The following is a 17,755-nucleotide window of genomic DNA, read 5'->3' on the forward strand; positions in this document are numbered from 1 at the left end:
TTATATTCATTTATTTTTGAAGGATAGGGACTAGATTATTTGTCCAGGCTAATTTCCCTTCTGCATCTTCAATTTCAATAAATAAATATTGTGTTTTTCCAATAAACCCTTTACCTTCAACTAAAAAGTCTATCGGAGCTAAATCAATACTTGAGGAAGTTAGATTGTCGCCCCTTTCTATTTTTAAGAGATCTTTATTTGCATAAAAACGTATGTAACTCACAGATGAACACTCCATATATATTTCGCCATTAATAATCTCTAAATGTCTTATTTCTGGGCCCATTGAAGCGTAATACCTACCATTTTGAATACTAGAAAATATTTTATTCTTTGTTGAATCGTCTGCCTGAACTGAAATAAATCCACCTATATGTCTGTCGACTAGCTCAATTGATGGCTTTATATACTTTACTTTTTCCTTAGCATGAAAATCATCAGCGGATATAGCTAACAAATTGCATCCTTTTGCAAGTGCATAAGTATAATGGCTCAAAGCTACTCCATTATTTGCCCTTATACAGGAACCATGGTTATACACTTCTATACTGGTTAAAGCTGTGAGTTTAAGTATGTCGTCATAATTTATGTAGGATGTGCGTGGATGATTAAGTGTGATAATTGCTTCTTCTATAGGCTCCAGAAATTCATTAAGTTCTTCATATGAATGAACATGATATTTAAAACCAGCTTCCCCCATAAAGTATCTATACCTTGTCTTTTCATCTTTAAAAATGACATTAATGTGTATAGGAAGTTTCCTTTCAGATAAATAAAAAGTTAATTCACAACCACACAGCACAATTAGTTCCATAATTAATGCGTCAAAATTACTGATAAACCTATTATGGTCTGAGATGGCTAAAAAATCGTACCCTCTGTCTTTATATATTTTAAGAACTTCTTTAGGAGTATATCTACCATCAGAGAACGTTGTGTGGGTATGTGTTGACCCTTTAAAGAAGGGTTGATTTTTATCCAATATAACCAATCTATTCGCCCCTATAATCTAAACTTTGCATTGCACTCTACCGCTCAATGCTTAACACTATCCCCTTTATATATCTAAATTATTGTGAAAGGTTATTCTATTACTGATTGCAAATCGAGTCAGCCCTTGCTTATATTCTTCGAAATATTTTTTATTTTTTAATTTTGGATATAGAATGGGATGACTTGATTGAGATGTATTAATAACTATTCTCTCTGATGATACAACATTGAAATATCTAAATTCTCGACATGGTTCAAAAATAATTGCTTGAATGTCCTCATAAGTCAAATTTAATGTCTTAACTTCTTTCTTTCCTGCAACAATTAAAACCAGCTCTGTTTTATCAAGCAGAATACGTCTTCCCTTCATGCCTTCCACCTCATTTATATATACATAGATTCATAACCTCTATTCAATTTCTAAGTTTCATTATCTTCATTACCTCATTCTAAGCTTTTTATTACGGTCTATAATTTACTCTGCCTTGATCTTATGGATTTGAAGATTTTCATATTCAGCAATTAGGGGTGCCATCTGTCTAAATCCAATCTTCCCATCTTTAAGAATATTACCATATGATTCCCCATCATCCTTCCACGAGAATAATTTAAGATTATTTTCATCGTTAGCTATGTAAAATTCCACGATAGAACCATACTTAACGATTTTAATCCTATAAGGACCTTGGGCTAAGTTGACTGATGGAATTGGATCTGCGCCCTGTGCTACTAAGTTAAAACCATGGCTCTTTCTAAGATTGCACACATTGTATGATCTTTGTGCTCTTCGTCTGAAATAGGATACATGGAGAGCATTTATATCACTGCTATGATACTGTGGGTACATGCCTTCTCTTTTGCTTAAAGAGGGACTAAAAATACTTTCACCATTTCTCCCTTTAGCGGCAAAAAACATTATGGCTAACCCAACATCACTTAAAGGATAAAAATCCCAAGAAATCTCAATGTTATCCGGAAAATCCTTATCGCACCAGAACACAATATTTGATCGTTGTAATTCTGAGGGATCAAGGACACTTTCAAGTCTCATCCTTTTCATAGGAAAAGTTACAGCACCGAAACCCTCCATCTTAAAATCTTTAACATCTTCTTGACAGGATAACTTGTTCGAATAAATTAACTCCGTTCTACTATATCTCATATTTTTACACCTCAGATAATAGATTTGTCAACATCTTGTGAAACCATGATTCATGATAACTCTGAAATATCAGCATATACCACTTCAACTTTATGATCATTGACTGGATGAACAAAATAAACTCTTTTACCATCTCTTGAAAACACAGGATTTGCGTGTGCACGCCCCTCCCAAACAGGAGTAGTATAATCACTACTATCAAGTACTGCTATAGGCTTTATCTCATGACATCTATATAAGTTGACCTCTACTGGTGCTTCATGATAAAAGTTATCACTTACATACCATTTTTTATCTGGAGATAGGTCAATATGATTACCCTTTCCTGCCAATAACCTAATTTGATTTCCAGTTAAATCGTATTGATAGATCTTTCTATCACTCTTATCGTTTTTATTAACAGCAATAATCGTATTGTCATCAAACCATAATTGATGTAAAGGTTTGTTTGGAATAATAAAGTGTTCATTCTTGGATAAATCTTTAGTAACAATAACCTTGCATTCCTCTAAAACTAATCTGATCATGACTTTATCCGCTGATGGATTTAATTGAACATGAGACACACTACTATCATCTATTGGTGTATAGCCTTTCTGTCGGATAAAATCAAAAATTTCACCTATTGGTACAAGTTTCTCTATTTTCATAGTCTTCATATCCAGTTGGTAGATACCGGGTTCATCAATATTTGAATGGTCACTATTATGTTTAATATGTTGCTCCTTTACAGCAAAGGGTATTTTGCTTTTTTCAGCTTGATGGCCTAAAGAAGCTGCAACAGGTCCATACATAACTTCTTTTGAATGAACATTCATTACTGAAAACTGACTTATGCCCTCATTGCTGATTTCCTGAAAAATTATGTGGTCATTATCAACCCATGATGTATCTGCTCCATTGTGTTGATTGATTAATACATCTGTGACTTTCATATGATTTTCGAGATCAACGTCGCATATCCATATTTCTAAATTTACTGGTTTATTATCTTTTGACAAATCTTTAATTTTTGCATAACATAATCGTTTTCCATCTGGACTCTCTGGACAAGTGCCATTATAGCCCATTACTGTAGATTCTTGCCCCTTGTAAATAGGTACTAATGTGAGATTTTTCATTATTTATCATCATTCCTTTCATTTTTCTAATACCTTCTTGCTAATAACCTTAAGAAATAGGCTGCCATATCCTTTTTGTCATCTGGTAAAACTTCCACAGCAAATTTTTCCACATGTTCAACGGTTATTTTCTTATGTTTATTGACGAACTGCTTCTGAAACTCTTCTCTTATTTCATCTCGTTCTTCTCTACTACTCATGTTCATGAGAGCAACAAATTCTTCTCTGGCATAATCATCCCACTGTATATCTATACCAAAATCAACTTGAAAAGCTTTCTCATACTCTTGTTTTTGTAACATTAAGTCTTCTCTTGTTATATGACCTTTTTCCGAAATTCCTAAGCTATTAAATCCCTCTGGTTGTACATCATTTTCCTTCATCAATGTTACCATCTCTTTAATCATAACCATTTCTTTATGGATATCATCTATAGGCTTCAATTGCCCTGGATCCTCTTTTACGTTGTACAAAACAGAAGGAAAACGATAATAACTGTTTATTCCATCTACTTTTATCTTTAAACACTGAATACCCTTGGTAAAACTTAATGCATCCGTAAGGCTCATATCTTGTAGTTCGCTAATTCTAAAACGACTTCTAAGATGGGTTGGCATTAAGGTGTATTCATAGAGATATTCTTCTTCAAGCTGACTTGGGGAACGCATATAAACATATCGCCCGTCGGTTATATTAACCTGTTTTCCATGATAGCCATAGAGTACATAATCATGTATCTTCTCGTTATTTTGAATGGTCTTTGCTAAAGATTTTCCTAGCATATCCTTTGGAATTTCCATATCAAAAAAGTCCAGTATGGTAGGGGCAATATCGATGGTTTGAGCCAAGGCATCCCTTCTATCGCCAGCACATTTTTGTTTAGGGTTCCATATGAAAAAGGGGATGTGCGCTATTTCATTATAGACAGGCATAATGTTTTTAGACCACCAATCATGCTCTCCTAGTAAAAAGCCATGGTCTGTGCAAACAATCAACATGGTGTCTTCCCACATATTATAGGCATCCATTTTATCTAAGACTTTACCTAGATAATGATCACACATGGATACCAGCGCTGCATATTCACATCGTATGTGATCTCTAGCTTCCTCTCCTTCAGTCAACATGTAATGGTCCGGCCAATCAAAAGGGTTTCCTTTATAATCATGATGATACAGCTCTCTAAATCTTTCTGGTGTATAATAAGGTTCGTGAGGATCAAATTCTTCTATTTGCAAAAACCATTGGTCCTCATCTTTATTTTCTTCTATGAACTCCAGAGCATCTTTAAAAACACGGGCTTGGCTAAATTTTTCTTCTGTATCCATATACTTTCTATTCGTATATTCCTGTGCCCACATATAACTTGCATCCCCTTCACTTGAAGATTGAAAGAGTCTTTGGGGAGCAATAGCCTTTTCAGGTATTGGGGGCTTTTTTAATGAACTCTTCCACGGCTCACCTTCTTGTCCCCTTTCAAATTCCCATGTATTATACCTTCCATGATAGGTTGCTCCTCCGTCAGCCCAATAGAAGGGATGATCGGAAATTAAATGCGTGTATATACCATTTTTCTTTAATATTTCTGGCATGGAATCATCATATGGTTCAAGAGGTCCCCAGCTCCTATGAAGGAAATTATATCTTCCTGTATGTAACTCTCTTCTTGCTGGCATACAAGGAAGACTCCCCGCGTAAAACTGATCAAAGGTCACTGTTTTTTCCCCTAGCCTTTTAAAGTTTGGAGCAACAGTAAAATCACACCCATAGTTGGGTAAATAATGTCTATTTAAACTATCAAACATCAACATTATAGCTCGCATTGCATCATCGCCTTTATACTAAAACTTTTATTTCGCATGAACCCAGATAGGACTGGACCATGCCATTTGATTGTCTATTTGAACTACCTTTATATAGAACCAGCTATCGGTTTGGACATCCAGTTGACCATCCAGTTCAAGATATCTCTTGTTATCCTTGTATTCCCATATTCTCCGTGTACCTAAAGAGGAAACCAATTCAACATATGAAATGGGTGCTGTACCGCCTACTTTTATAGTATATGTACAGGTTTGACTTACATCTTTGTCGTATTCACTTCCCATTAGTTGCCCATCGATTCTAAAGTCAAGGAATATACGTGCACCAGAGGTTGCGTAGCAACGACGATGATACATCCCATCATAGATGGCTTCTCTTGTTAATTCAGGTGCTAAAACTGCTGCAAGTCCGCCGCTATACACTAAGTTCGTAAAGCGTGAAGGGGTTGCCGATAAACCTGGTGCACCGTTATGATTATCACTTGATGAGATGAACCCTACTTTATATCCCTTATTAAGAATATCAATGGCTGACAGTCCAGTTTCAGCTTTCCTTGGTGAAGTCAGATAATTATTAAAGGCTGAATCATAATCTTCACTTGTACAATGCATGGAGTACATTTCGATGACCCTTGAGTATTTATCATTATCAAGATGTGGCTGTGTACCCCATATAATATGATGATGTGGAATCACAAGGGCTTCATGACCTTCTAAGTAGTCATACAATTCAGCTAATGTTTCTCCTCTAAACAGTCCAGGTGCAATACCTCTAAAATAGATATTTCTATGTCCCACATAATCCCTAAGAATATTCTGTTCAAAGGCTTGGATGGTAACAAAATTACCTGGCTTATTGTAGGCTTCACATGCTGCTTGTATCTGTTCATAAGCTTCATCGCTCATTTGTTTGGTAAAGGGTCCTTCTATGTAACTTGCTTCAACACAGTTGTGGTCAGCAATAGCTGCAAAATCCAGTAATGCTACCTCCTTTGCATGTTTAAAATAATCCATAGGGCTGTTAAGACCATCACTTAGGTTGGTTTTTGCATGGGTATCCCCAAAGTACACATTCATTTCTTTTTCGTGGTCAAGGACTATTTCATTGGTAACACCTTTTAAATTAAGTTGCCTGTTAAAAAGTACAAACTCACAACTGTTTCCTTCTTTTGGAGCTTTCACTGTTACTTCCCCATAGCCCATGGCATCTTTTTTTATGTTGGCTTTCCCTATTGGAACCGCAGGGTCCTTGGTAGAAAATGCAAACACCTCATGTTCTTTATATGGGAATGAGCGATTATTACAAAAATCCAGAGCTGAAAACTTTATTTTTATATCTTCCCCAGGCTTAACAGTGGCAGGTCCAGTAGTATTAAGCCATGCAGCAGGTGCTGCATTGATGATGGGTTTTTGTGTAGCTTTTGAATGAACAACTTTATAATCACCATCTGACTTGTAATCAATGATAACACGCATGGAACTTCTCCAATTTGTATATTCCCGTTGTGGAAAACGCTGAATGGTAACATCTTTATAATGAACCTTAATGACATCATTATCACTACTTGTATTTTTAACATTGATCCACCATTGAAGATTCCTGTTATGGGTCATATAACTTTCTAATTCATGCCCCTCTTTATCAAGTACTTTTACGAATCCAGGAGAGTTTTCATCTTCTGTCTGTGGTTGTGTCCATGTCCTTGGAATACTGAATTTAACTGTACTGTTGTCTTCTAATAACTGATCCGTATCATAATAGGTTAAAGCTATATCATAGGTATGACCGACTATTAATGGTTGGTTCGGTACAAACCTTGTGTACCCTGTTGTGAACTTTAATCCTCTTCCTTCAGGAAGCTTTGCAATAAAGTTTGAATAAGCTTCTTCTTCTTCAAGTTTCTTTTCACCATATATTGGATCAAAATAGAATTTATCTCCCACTAAAATCATCCTTTCAGCACCTTAAAACCATATTTTGATTGTCTTTATCTCGTAGGGTTTTATCTCTATTGGTATAGTATTAACTTTTACATCAACACTACTTAATTCTTCTTCCATCATGGTACATTCATAGGCTTTCTTAATATTAAAGCATGTGGTTAGTAGAACTTCACTTCTTCTATTAAATGCCTCATATAGTCTTATAATCAATGCATCATCATCTTCAGCCTTCTTTACGGTTTCAATAATGACATTATCTTGATCAACAGACATAAAGGAGAAATGATTTTCAATCTGACCTTCTTGTACCGTTAATGTCTTCGTCATCAACTCAAAGTTCAAATCATAACCCATCTTATGGGTATTGGCTGATCTCCAGCCTTCTTTATGAGGATAAAGAGCGTATGTAAACTGATGAACTTCCCTATCTGCCTTATCATATGGAAACATACCTGACTTTAATAAGGTAAGTCGCATGGTGTTATCGTGTATATCGCAGCCATACTTTGAATCATTTAAAAGACTAACCCCATAGCCATCCTCAGAAAGATCCATCCACTTATGGCTACATACTTCAAAACGTGCTTCATCCCATGACGTATTTTTATGTGTAGGTCGTTTAATATTACCAAACTGGATATCATAGGTTGCTTCGTCTGCATGTATATCCACTGGAAATACAGCTTTCAGCATGATTTCATCTTCTTTCCAGTCAACCTCCGTCTTAAAATCAATTCTATCGATAGCATTGTAAATGCAGATATCTTGCGTGATGAGGGAATGATTAAACTGTCTTTTCACTCTTAATACTCCGCGTACAGGACCTTCTTCGATGATGGATACCTCTTTGACTGCATCTACAATCCAACTTTTTTCTTCAAAGAAGTAATCAATATTCCAATTATCATGAATAGGCGGTTTGTCTTGATAGGCAATAATCTTGTTTCCAGTCTCATTTGGCTGAATGATTTCTCTTTCATTGATTTTGTCATATAAGGATTTAATCTGTATCAAATCATCCAGTTCAATTCTAAAAAATTTATTTTCTAATACTTTTTCAGATACAGTCATGTTATTCTGTAATCCATTACTACGATAACAATCAGTACTTCCCTCTTTTGTGTCATACACTTTGAATCCTTTTGAAGGAACGTTTCGTGCACAGAACAAACCTTTTTTTGTACCATTGTGCTCTACCATCTGACAAGGATACTCCTTACCTTCACTGTCATACAACTGTGGCGTATTAACTCCTTCTGGTAGATCAAACAAAGCCATGTCATTTCTCTCATAGGACATTGGATTAAAGACGACTACACCTTGGTTCTTGATATTTATTTGACTGGATAATGCATAAATAGTATCTTCATGTATCCTTTCAACGGATTGTTTGACTTCCTCATACTGCTCTTTTGAATCATCATAAACCTCTTTTATAGATGATCCAGGGAGTATATCATGAAATTGATTAAGAAGGACTAACTCCCAGTTTTTATTGATTTTTTCTAGTGGATAAGACTTTCCTAAAAGCAGGTTGATACTACTAAAAAGCTCTGCATTCATGAGATGATTTTCGCACTGTCGATTATATTTTTTGTTTCTTGCCATGGACGTATAGGTGCCTCTGTGGTACTCAAGGTACAACTCTCCTGTCCATTTAGGGAGTAACTTATTTCCTTTAACCTTCTTTTCTAGCCTTCTGAAATATCGTCCCACTGTATCCATCTTGACCACCGGTGTACCAGGGATACCTTTTTCAAATCTTTTTGCCGTTTCAAGCATCTCTCTTGTAGGCCCACCACCACCATCGCCATATCCAAATGCCATCAGTACATCATCATTTATTACCTTATTTTGATAGCGTTTCCATGTGCCTAATACATGAGAAGCAGTAAAAAACCCATTATAGGTTGTTTCGAATTCTTCATCTTGACAATCGTGATTTTGTGTTGTAATAAAGTGTGTTAGGATCTTAGTGCCGTCAATACCTTCCCACATAAATGTGTCATATGGTATTTTATTAAACTGATTCCAACTTATCTTTGTTGTCATAAAATAGTTTATACCACTTTTTATAAGTATCTGAGGAAGTGCACTACTGTAACCAAACACATCAGGAAGCCACAGAACCTCATTTTCAATATTAAACTCATTCCTAAAAAATCGGGTTCCAAATAATATTTGCCTAATCAGTGACTCACCTGAAGAAACATTTGTATCAGGTTCAACCCACATAGCTCCTTCAGCTTCCCATCTACCACTCTTAACTGCTTCTTTGATCTTCTCATATTTCTTTGGGTTTCTTTCCTTATAGTAGTTATAAAGAACAGGCTGACTAGACATAAACTTATACTCTGGATATTCTTCCATCAGTTTTAAAACCGTTGAAAAACTTCTCGTTACCTTTTCTCGTGTTTGAGCAAGAGTCCACTTCCAAGCCACATCAATATGTGTCGAACCAATACATGTAACCGTCGGTTGATCAACTGTACTGCATAACCCCTCATAAAAGTTTGTCTTTAAATAATTAGAAGCCACTTCTATTGATGTGTTAAAGCTTTCAGAGTATGGTACTCTAAAATCCACATCATTAACAGCTTCATTTAATACAGATAAAATACGTTGTCGATTATAATCATTTTCATCCATGCACATAGCAGCTTCTAATGGTACTTCTAAGTCATATCTTAAATCTCTTATCTGTTGGTCGATGGCTGTTAGTGCTAAATACAGCTGACTTTTTTCTTCTATTCTTCCACCATATGCATGAATACCTATTTTGTACGTCATGCCAGCCTTTGCATGTTTATCAAGCAATATTTCTGTATGATTTTGGTCAATTCCTTGTACTAACTGGTCATTGATATATAGAATAAACTGAGGATTAAGAAGTGAATCCCCTGTTTCTTTCATACCTGCCAAAAGGGCTATCTTCTCACCTTCAAAATGACTAGGAACAGCAACATCTGCTTTAAAGAAACCATGGTACTCAAAACCTCCCCAATAATCATCTTTCTCATATTGAAGCCATACTTTTGATGACTTTTCTGCTTCTTCTAATGTTTTATAATTGCCTTCTTTTAAAAAGACAGGTGATATTTCTAGATTATCCTTTTGTTCAAGTTGTTTTAGATCCCTACAGATTTTTAGTATTCTTTGATCGATAAATTTCATATTCTTCCTCTCACAATAATTATTCACTTAAGACTAATCTACCTACTATTTAGCAAAGCTTAATAGATATTCGCCTATCTCAACCGAATGTCTTAGAACAGTATCCCTAAGTTCAACTGGTATTCTATCAGTAAAGTTATGAATCTCAAATGTAAAATCATATTGATAATTAATTTCTTTAAGGGTTTTCATTAGTGGTATCCAATCAATTTTCCCATAAAATGGTGCTAAGTGGTCATCTCTAAAACCGAAGTTATCTGCAACATGGGTTGCAACCAGACGCCTACCTATCTTCATCAGTGCCTTATTTTGGTCTACTCCCATTAAATTTCCATGTCCAAAGTCCCAACAAACTCCAACAGATTGATCATTAAAGCTATCAACAATATCTATTAATTCTTCGACTGTTCCACAATATTTTCTACCATTTCTTTCTGGGTTATCAAAAAGATTTTCCAACGCAATTCCAGTTCCCAACTTCTTTGCAAGATCAAGATGTGGTGCAAAATACTCCAAATTACTCTGTTTAGATTTTTCTGCAGAAAAACCGTTATTATAAACGGTCCCAGCGTGAAGTACAACCCATCTAACACCTAGCCTTGCAGACCCTATGATCGCTCTACGAACAAGTTCTTCACGCCAAGGACGATTCTCGATACCCTTATCTGATACATTATAAAAAGTTGAATGGGACTGTGAAAACTCAATACCTAGAGTTGCAGCAAGCTCACCAATACTATCAACCCACTCTTCCCAATTATCTAATGTCAGAGGCATTCCCTCAGTAGACATGTCACAAAGGTTAATATCAAGAACCTTGTATCCTGCCTTCGCACAGCTTTTAATACAATCCTCTATCTTTACATTATTTTGAACAGTACAGTATCTGTCCATAATATTTGTTGATGTTGATAATCTCATATTCTAACTCCTAACTTTATTTATTTTTCATTTAGGCGCATAACTAATCAACTTCAATGGTATGAATATTCAAAATATTTACATATTTTTTTTACTATAAACTCATTCGTCTATCATCAGTTATAAATATAATTGATTAAATCAACACATTAGTCTCTTATGCTATTAAGCAAGTTACTACATGTAACTTGCTTAATATTATAAAGAGATCTGAAACATCTGATGCTTAGAATAAGATAGCTTAATTCATTTCACTGAATATCTGGTTCATTTCTTCTAACATCTTATCTGCACCTAATCTATCAATTTCTTCGATAACTTCATCATAGGCATCTACAGGTTTTTCTCCCATTATAATCTTTGTTATTACCTCTAATGCATACTTTTCTATGTCTACGCCTACCTGTTGGAATTCATCACTTTTTGACATAACAACATTTATACCTTTTCTTATTGCAAAATCATTCGCTTTATTAAAATTCTTTTCAACCATTGGATTAAGCACAGGTGGTACCAAATCATGTACAGATGCAAGTAAAGTACCAGCATTGAAACCTTGTTCCTTTTCTTCATCTATAAATTTAAAGTTACCATTATCCTCATAAACATATTGTTCACCTTCAACTCCAACTGATCTAAGCCATATACCTTCAGGACCAGACCAATATGCCAGAACCTTTTTACCTCTTTCAATGTCTGAACAATTTTTAGTTAGGTAATAGCCAGAAGCAGAACTATCTGTAGAATCATGGTTTGTTCCATATTTAGTTTCAATTGGTGCTATTGTATTAAGATTAAGATCAGGAAATACTGGTTCCATCTTTTTAATTCTATTTTCTAACCATAGAGGTGCTTTTATCCACATACCTGTTTTCCCTGTTACGAATTTATTCTCTGCATCACTGGCTTTATCAAGTATATATTCTGGGTCAAGTCCTCCCTCTGCATATGCTTTTCTGAACCAACTTAATGCTGTTTTCATATCTTTTTTCAAGTATAATGCGCTCTTAATTGTATCATCATCTTGATCCCAATATATTGCACAATCTTGAGGTCCAGCAGGCACGAACATTTTCCACACTGGTGATTGTGAACCATAATCCCCGGCTAGTGAAATTCCATATGTATCATCTTTTCCATTTTCATCTGGATCATTTTTAGCAAAAGCAATTAACATATCTAAAACTTCATCTGGATTTGTAGGCTCTTTTATATTAAGTTTTTCTGCCCAATCTTCTCGATAAATCATAGCATCAGGAAAGTTTTTCTTCTCTATCAAAGTATAGTAGTCACCATTATAGTACCCAGCAGCCAAAAGTTGTTTATCGATTTGACTCCAATTTGGATCATTTTCAACGATATCTGTTACAGGTACAAATACACCTGCATCAATAGCTTGACCTATTTTAGCTAAGTCTCTCATGAAAATCATATCTGGAACATCTCCTGAAGCAAACATAACATTCACTTTTTCTTCATAAGCACTATTACCAATAACTTGATATTCCATATCAACATTATAGAGCTCTTTCATCCTATCACGAAAAGCAATTTGTGTTGCACTTAATTCCGTTACTGGTGTCCCTCTTGATACAAAATGAAATGGCAAGGGCTCATCATATGTCGTTGTCTCTTCTGTGTTTGTCTCTTCTTGAGTTGTGGATGCGTTATCTTGTGCCACGTCATTTTGCTCAGTATTAACATCCTCTTTTTTCTCACATCCTGTAAGACTCATAGATATTAGTAGTACTAAAACCATCGTAAAACACAATACTCTTTTTAACATGTTAAAACCTCCTCTTTTTTATATCAACCTTGGTAAGGCTAATAACAACATTAACCCTTTACAGCCCCTAATAGAATACCCTTTGTGAAATGTTTCTGTAAGAAAGGATATACACATAGAATCGGAACAATTGCAACAATAACAGTTGCCATCTTAATATTGGTTCCTAGCTCAATTAAACCTTCTGCTTCAGCGGAAGCATCATCTCCTTGGGTTTCAAAAAGTATTTCTCTAAGAACAACTTGAAGTGTTTTTTTACTATTATCATTTATATAAATAACAGCATCCAAGTAAGTGTTCCAATGAGTAACAGCATAGAACAATATGATCGTTGCAATAATTGGCATTGATAATGGTAACACAATCTTAAAAAATACGCCAACTTCTGTACACCCATCCAACATTGCAGACTCTGATAGACTTTTAGGGATACTCATAAAGAATGCCCTCATTAATATAACATTACCAGGTGTTATCAGAGATGGTATGATAAGAGCCCATAAGCTATCAATTAATCCTAAATTTTTTATTAATAAATAAGATGGTATAAGCCCTCCACTAAACATCATGGCAAATAATACCAAGAAGGAGAATACTTTAATATAAGGAGTATCTTCATTCGAAAACCCATATCCTAACATAGCTGTTAAAATAACACCTAGCCCTGATGCCACAGCAGATACAAATGCTGTATTGAAAAAAGCTGATTTTATCATATCATTCTCCCAAATTGCAGCATAGGCTTTGAAGGTGATTGCCTTTGGTATTAAGTGAATTGTTCCTACCTCGCTAGCAATATACTCTGGTTCCAAAGAAAGACATAATACATTAAGTAAAGGAAACAACATAATAAATGCTAGAAATACGAAAAATACATTATTTACGACATTAAATATTTTATATGAAGTACTTGTCTTCACAATTTCTCAAACCTCCTTCCTCAAACGTAATCCATTATATAATGGAAAATCCTTGTGCCTTCTTAGCTATTTTATTTGTACCCAATATTAATATCAAGGAAACAATATTCTTAAATAACCCAGCTGCTATGGCATAAGAGAGATCTCCTTTTTGCATACCAACTTGATAGACATAAGTCCCAATTGTTTCTGACACTTCTGATACAGCAGGATTATACATAACAAATACCTGTTGGAATACATTTAGTACCTTACCTAATCGTAGAATAAAAACAACTGTGATCGGAATGACAATACTAGGAATCGTTATACGAATGGCTTGCTGAAATTTATTCGCTCCATCAATCATTGCTGCTTCGTACATCTCAGAGTCAATACCACTTATAGCGGCTAGATAAACAATTGTACCCCAGCCAGCCCCTTTCCAAATGTCAGAAAATAGTAATACCCATCGAAACCAGCTTTTATCTGCCATAAAAAATATTGGATCCATACCAAATAGAGCTAGAAATTCATTAACTATCCCTCCCGTTGGTGACAAAATAACAGCCCACATACCCCCAACAATAACCCAGGATAGAAAATGAGGAAGGTATAATAAAGTTTGTACAGTCTTTTTAAAGCGCTGTCTTCTAAGCTCATTCAATAATATAGCAAGAATAATCGGCACAGGAAATCCAAATAATAATTTCATACCACTTATAATGAGCGTGTTACTTAATGCCTGAAGGAAATACCTGGAGGTAAATAATTTAACAAAATTATCAAGACCTACCCAATTACTTTCGCTTAATGATACAAATACATTGTAATCTCTAAATGCCACCTGTAAGAAATACATAGGAATATATTTAAAAATAACAAACCATAAAATACCAGGCAATATTAACAAATATAAAAATCTGTGTCTCTTAATATTTTGAAGTTTACTAACTGATTGAAATGAATTTTTTTTAGCTACTTTTTGTAGTTGCATTCTCTCGCACCTCCTCATGTTTTTTGTTTTGTGCATTTTATTCAAAGCACAATCATATTATCTGATTTTTATTATGTTATTTCAATAGACGTTTTAAAAACTATGTTGTATATTTCAAAACAAACGGGCTTTTAATAGTGTAATTTAGCTATTATTAATACACATGGACATATTCTTAACTCTATTCGCATTTTCGAAACAAGGACCTATTGAAAACAATTTCTTCTTTATCCTTTGAGTGAAATGCTTAAGAAAATATGGATAATGGAAAAACTTGATTGAAAGAGATACATTTTTAAGAAAGTATAGCTTGATTTATATCTAAGATATAATAAATTTAAAACTTAAAAGCATGACTCCAATTAAATATTGAAATCATGCTTAATGATACTCGTAATGCTACTTATTGGGGTTCACTGCACAACTGGGTACTTTTCAGACCTCTTTTAATACAATATTCTTATATTCCCCTGCTGTAACACCTTCATATTTTTTAAACATTCTAGTAAAATGCCGGATGTTATTATATCCCACCTGCTTAGCAATCTGCTGAATCGTTAGATCACTCTCTCTTAATAGTTCTTTAGCCTTCTCCATTTTGTATTCTGTTAAAAATTCTTTAAAACTTTTACCAAACTCTGCTTTAAGAAGTCTTGATACATATGTAGTAGATACAGATAACTTATCAGCTATATAGGATAAACTCACATCATTTTGATATTCCTCCCTAATAATATGCACTGTATCTTCAACAATTTTGTTAAATTTCGGTTTTTGTGTATCTTCAAGTTGTTTATATACTCTTTCAATAAAACTACCAATCCAAGCTATTGTGTCATCTATGTATTCAAAATAGGTTTCAAGATTAATAATAACTTTATTAAGTTCTCTAATATCTTCCCATTGACTATAATTAATTTCAATAAGATATTCATTAATACAACCAATGATCTCCTTGGTATAGTAGATATAACTCATATTACAAAATAAATTATTAGCTAGGTCTTCTTGAAACTTTATCAATAGAGCCCTTAAATCGTATACACTTTTAGCTCTAAGTGCATTTTTAATACATTTTTTATAATAATGTTGTGGATGACTGCGTTTAGCTTCATTTGGTATTTCATTTCTAAGGATGATTGCATGACTACCCAATATAAATTTTAAATGAACTCCTTCTAATGCTTCTTTATAGGAGTTTGTTATACTCTCTAATTCCTTATAAATATTCCCTACAGAAATTACTGCTTTCAAGTTATAATTATCCAACATTGCATTTTGAAATACTCTACTGATAACTTTGACTGAATCTAAATTGGCTTCAACACTCTTACTTTCATCCACACAAATAATACTAATTAATCTTGTCCTACCCACAAAAAAGCTTTGTAAAGGTGCCGTTACACTGGATATAGCCTCTTCAAACATATTGATAATACTCATCTTCATCATTTGTCTTTTAGGTTGATCAAGTGCATTAAAAATATCTTCAATATTTCTTTGAAATTCTATCAGCACAACCTGATAAGTTGCATCCAAATCAATACTCATGGCATTTGCTTGATATACTATTTCTTGTTTATTCGTTATATCACCATAAACCAATCGTTGAAGAAAATATTTCTTTAGCTTTAAAGTATTATCATCAAGTTGACGCTTAAGAGTCTTGTTCTCCTTAGCAATGCTATCATTCAGTTTTCTCTCACAGCTCAACTGTGTAATGATGTGACTAACTTGTTGATTAATCTGTCCTAGTTCGTCCTGTCGTAATGACATTTTCTCTAACTGACATTGTTCTGGATTTTTTCCCTCCAACAAATTATATATCGCTAAAATAGGATTATACAAACCTCGTGCTGTAATAAATGCTAATACTACAGACAGTATGACAAAAATACCACACACAATAAGTATCATGTTTTGTATAACATAAACAGGGTTGTCAATTTCATCCGCAGGTAATACTGCTAAATATCTCCACTTGTTGAAAGTTGATGTAGTATATGATACCAATAATTCCTTATCATTTACCTCTATCTTATTGTATCCTTCATAAGCCTCCAGCAAGTTTAAACTAGATTGCAAACTTTTCTCGTCAATTAAGCTTTTGTTTTCACCCATTATAATTCTACTATCATCATCAATAATAAATATGTAGCCAGATTGCCGAATATATATTTCATTTATTAATTTGACGAATTCATCATTCCTCAATTCAATAAGAACAAAGCCTGAAATATTCTCTGTATCCCCATTATTAAAACCATCATATATAAATTTTAATAATTGTATGGAATCGCTATTAAGCTCAGCTGGCATTTCATAACCCGAATCTACCCACACAATGTCATCTGCTTTTGGTACCAGTTGTTTAATGGTTTGCATATATTGACTATCAATAATTTGATGATTCTCGCCATTACAAGAAACTAGCATATTGTTTTTATAACTGTAAATGCTGATGTTTTCAATATATTGTGCTCCTGCTATAATTGAATCAGTTACATTAATGGTTTCTTTTATTATCTCAATATCTTCTGTTTTATGTATACTTAATTCTTCATACCAAAATTCATGTACTTTTTGATTAGTTGTCAATTGTAAAGCTACCCGTTCAGTTAACTGGAGTATATTATCTACTGAAACTTTTGTTTGCCTTAAGATATCAAGGTTGGATTCGCTTACTTCCTTTTGCAGATTTTGTTTAGAGATAGAGTAATTAACTAAAGAAATCACTATAGTGGGAAGTATCGCAAGTGTAATGAGTGATATTATTAACTTCGTTAAATAACGCATTTTTTTTACTTTTTGCATTTTATAAAAATTAATCATACGTTCACTTCCTTTAACTGAAGACTACCTATAAATTAATTATACCGAAAAATTAAGCTTTTATCAAATACCTTCCACTTAAACTTATGGTATATCCCACCAA

General features: G+C 34.0%; 12 protein-coding genes. All 12 read right to left on the bottom strand.

Going from position 1 to position 17,755, the window contains the following annotated elements; translation table 11 throughout:
* Positions 1-10 precede the first annotated feature (10 nt).
* Positions 11-991 (bottom strand): PHP domain-containing protein, encoded by a 981-nt coding sequence (locus C1Y58_RS07745; protein ID WP_105615439.1) that lies wholly within the window; start codon positions 989-991, stop codon positions 11-13.
* A 66-nt stretch (positions 992-1,057) separates the two neighbouring features.
* Entirely contained in the window at positions 1,058-1,363 is a 306-nt protein-coding gene (locus C1Y58_RS07750; protein ID WP_105615440.1) for a hypothetical protein, read from the bottom strand.
* A gap of 105 nt (positions 1,364-1,468) precedes the next feature.
* A complete protein-coding gene (locus tag C1Y58_RS07755; protein WP_105615441.1) occupies positions 1,469-2,155 on the bottom strand; it encodes a DUF1961 family protein in 687 nt (228 codons plus the stop codon).
* Between the two features lie 50 nt (positions 2,156-2,205).
* Positions 2,206-3,276 (bottom strand): TolB family protein, encoded by a 1,071-nt coding sequence (locus tag C1Y58_RS07760; protein ID WP_105615442.1) that lies wholly within the window; start codon positions 3,274-3,276, stop codon positions 2,206-2,208.
* A gap of 26 nt (positions 3,277-3,302) precedes the next feature.
* Complete coding sequence (locus C1Y58_RS07765) at positions 3,303-5,099, bottom strand: sulfatase (protein WP_105615443.1); 1,797 nt, start codon at positions 5,097-5,099, stop codon at positions 3,303-3,305.
* A 27-nt stretch (positions 5,100-5,126) separates the two neighbouring features.
* Complete coding sequence (locus C1Y58_RS07770) at positions 5,127-7,052, bottom strand: DUF3604 domain-containing protein (RefSeq protein ID WP_105615444.1); 1,926 nt, start codon at positions 7,050-7,052, stop codon at positions 5,127-5,129.
* Positions 7,053-7,064: 12 nt separating this feature from the next.
* A complete protein-coding gene (locus C1Y58_RS07775; protein ID WP_105615445.1) occupies positions 7,065-10,217 on the bottom strand; it encodes an alpha-mannosidase in 3,153 nt (1,050 codons plus the stop codon).
* A 45-nt stretch (positions 10,218-10,262) separates the two neighbouring features.
* On the bottom strand, positions 10,263-11,138 hold the full coding sequence (locus C1Y58_RS07780) for a sugar phosphate isomerase/epimerase family protein (RefSeq protein WP_105615446.1): 876 nt from the start codon (positions 11,136-11,138) through the stop codon (positions 10,263-10,265).
* Positions 11,139-11,379: 241 nt separating this feature from the next.
* A complete protein-coding gene (locus C1Y58_RS07785; RefSeq protein WP_105615447.1) occupies positions 11,380-12,924 on the bottom strand; it encodes an extracellular solute-binding protein in 1,545 nt (514 codons plus the stop codon).
* A gap of 50 nt (positions 12,925-12,974) precedes the next feature.
* Positions 12,975-13,844 (bottom strand): carbohydrate ABC transporter permease, encoded by an 870-nt coding sequence (locus C1Y58_RS07790; protein WP_105615448.1) that lies wholly within the window; start codon positions 13,842-13,844, stop codon positions 12,975-12,977.
* 34 nt (positions 13,845-13,878) lie between these two features.
* The gene (locus C1Y58_RS07795) at positions 13,879-14,820 is read right to left on the bottom strand and encodes an ABC transporter permease (RefSeq protein WP_105615449.1); all 942 of its coding nucleotides are present in this window, start codon (positions 14,818-14,820) and stop codon (positions 13,879-13,881) included.
* 435 nt (positions 14,821-15,255) lie between these two features.
* Entirely contained in the window at positions 15,256-17,652 is a 2,397-nt protein-coding gene (locus C1Y58_RS07800) for a helix-turn-helix domain-containing protein (protein ID WP_105615450.1), read from the bottom strand.
* Positions 17,653-17,755 lie beyond the last annotated feature (103 nt).

It is taken from the genome of Vallitalea okinawensis, assembly GCF_002964605.1.
GTDB lineage: Bacteria > Bacillota > Clostridia > Lachnospirales > PQDH01 > Vallitalea_A > Vallitalea_A okinawensis.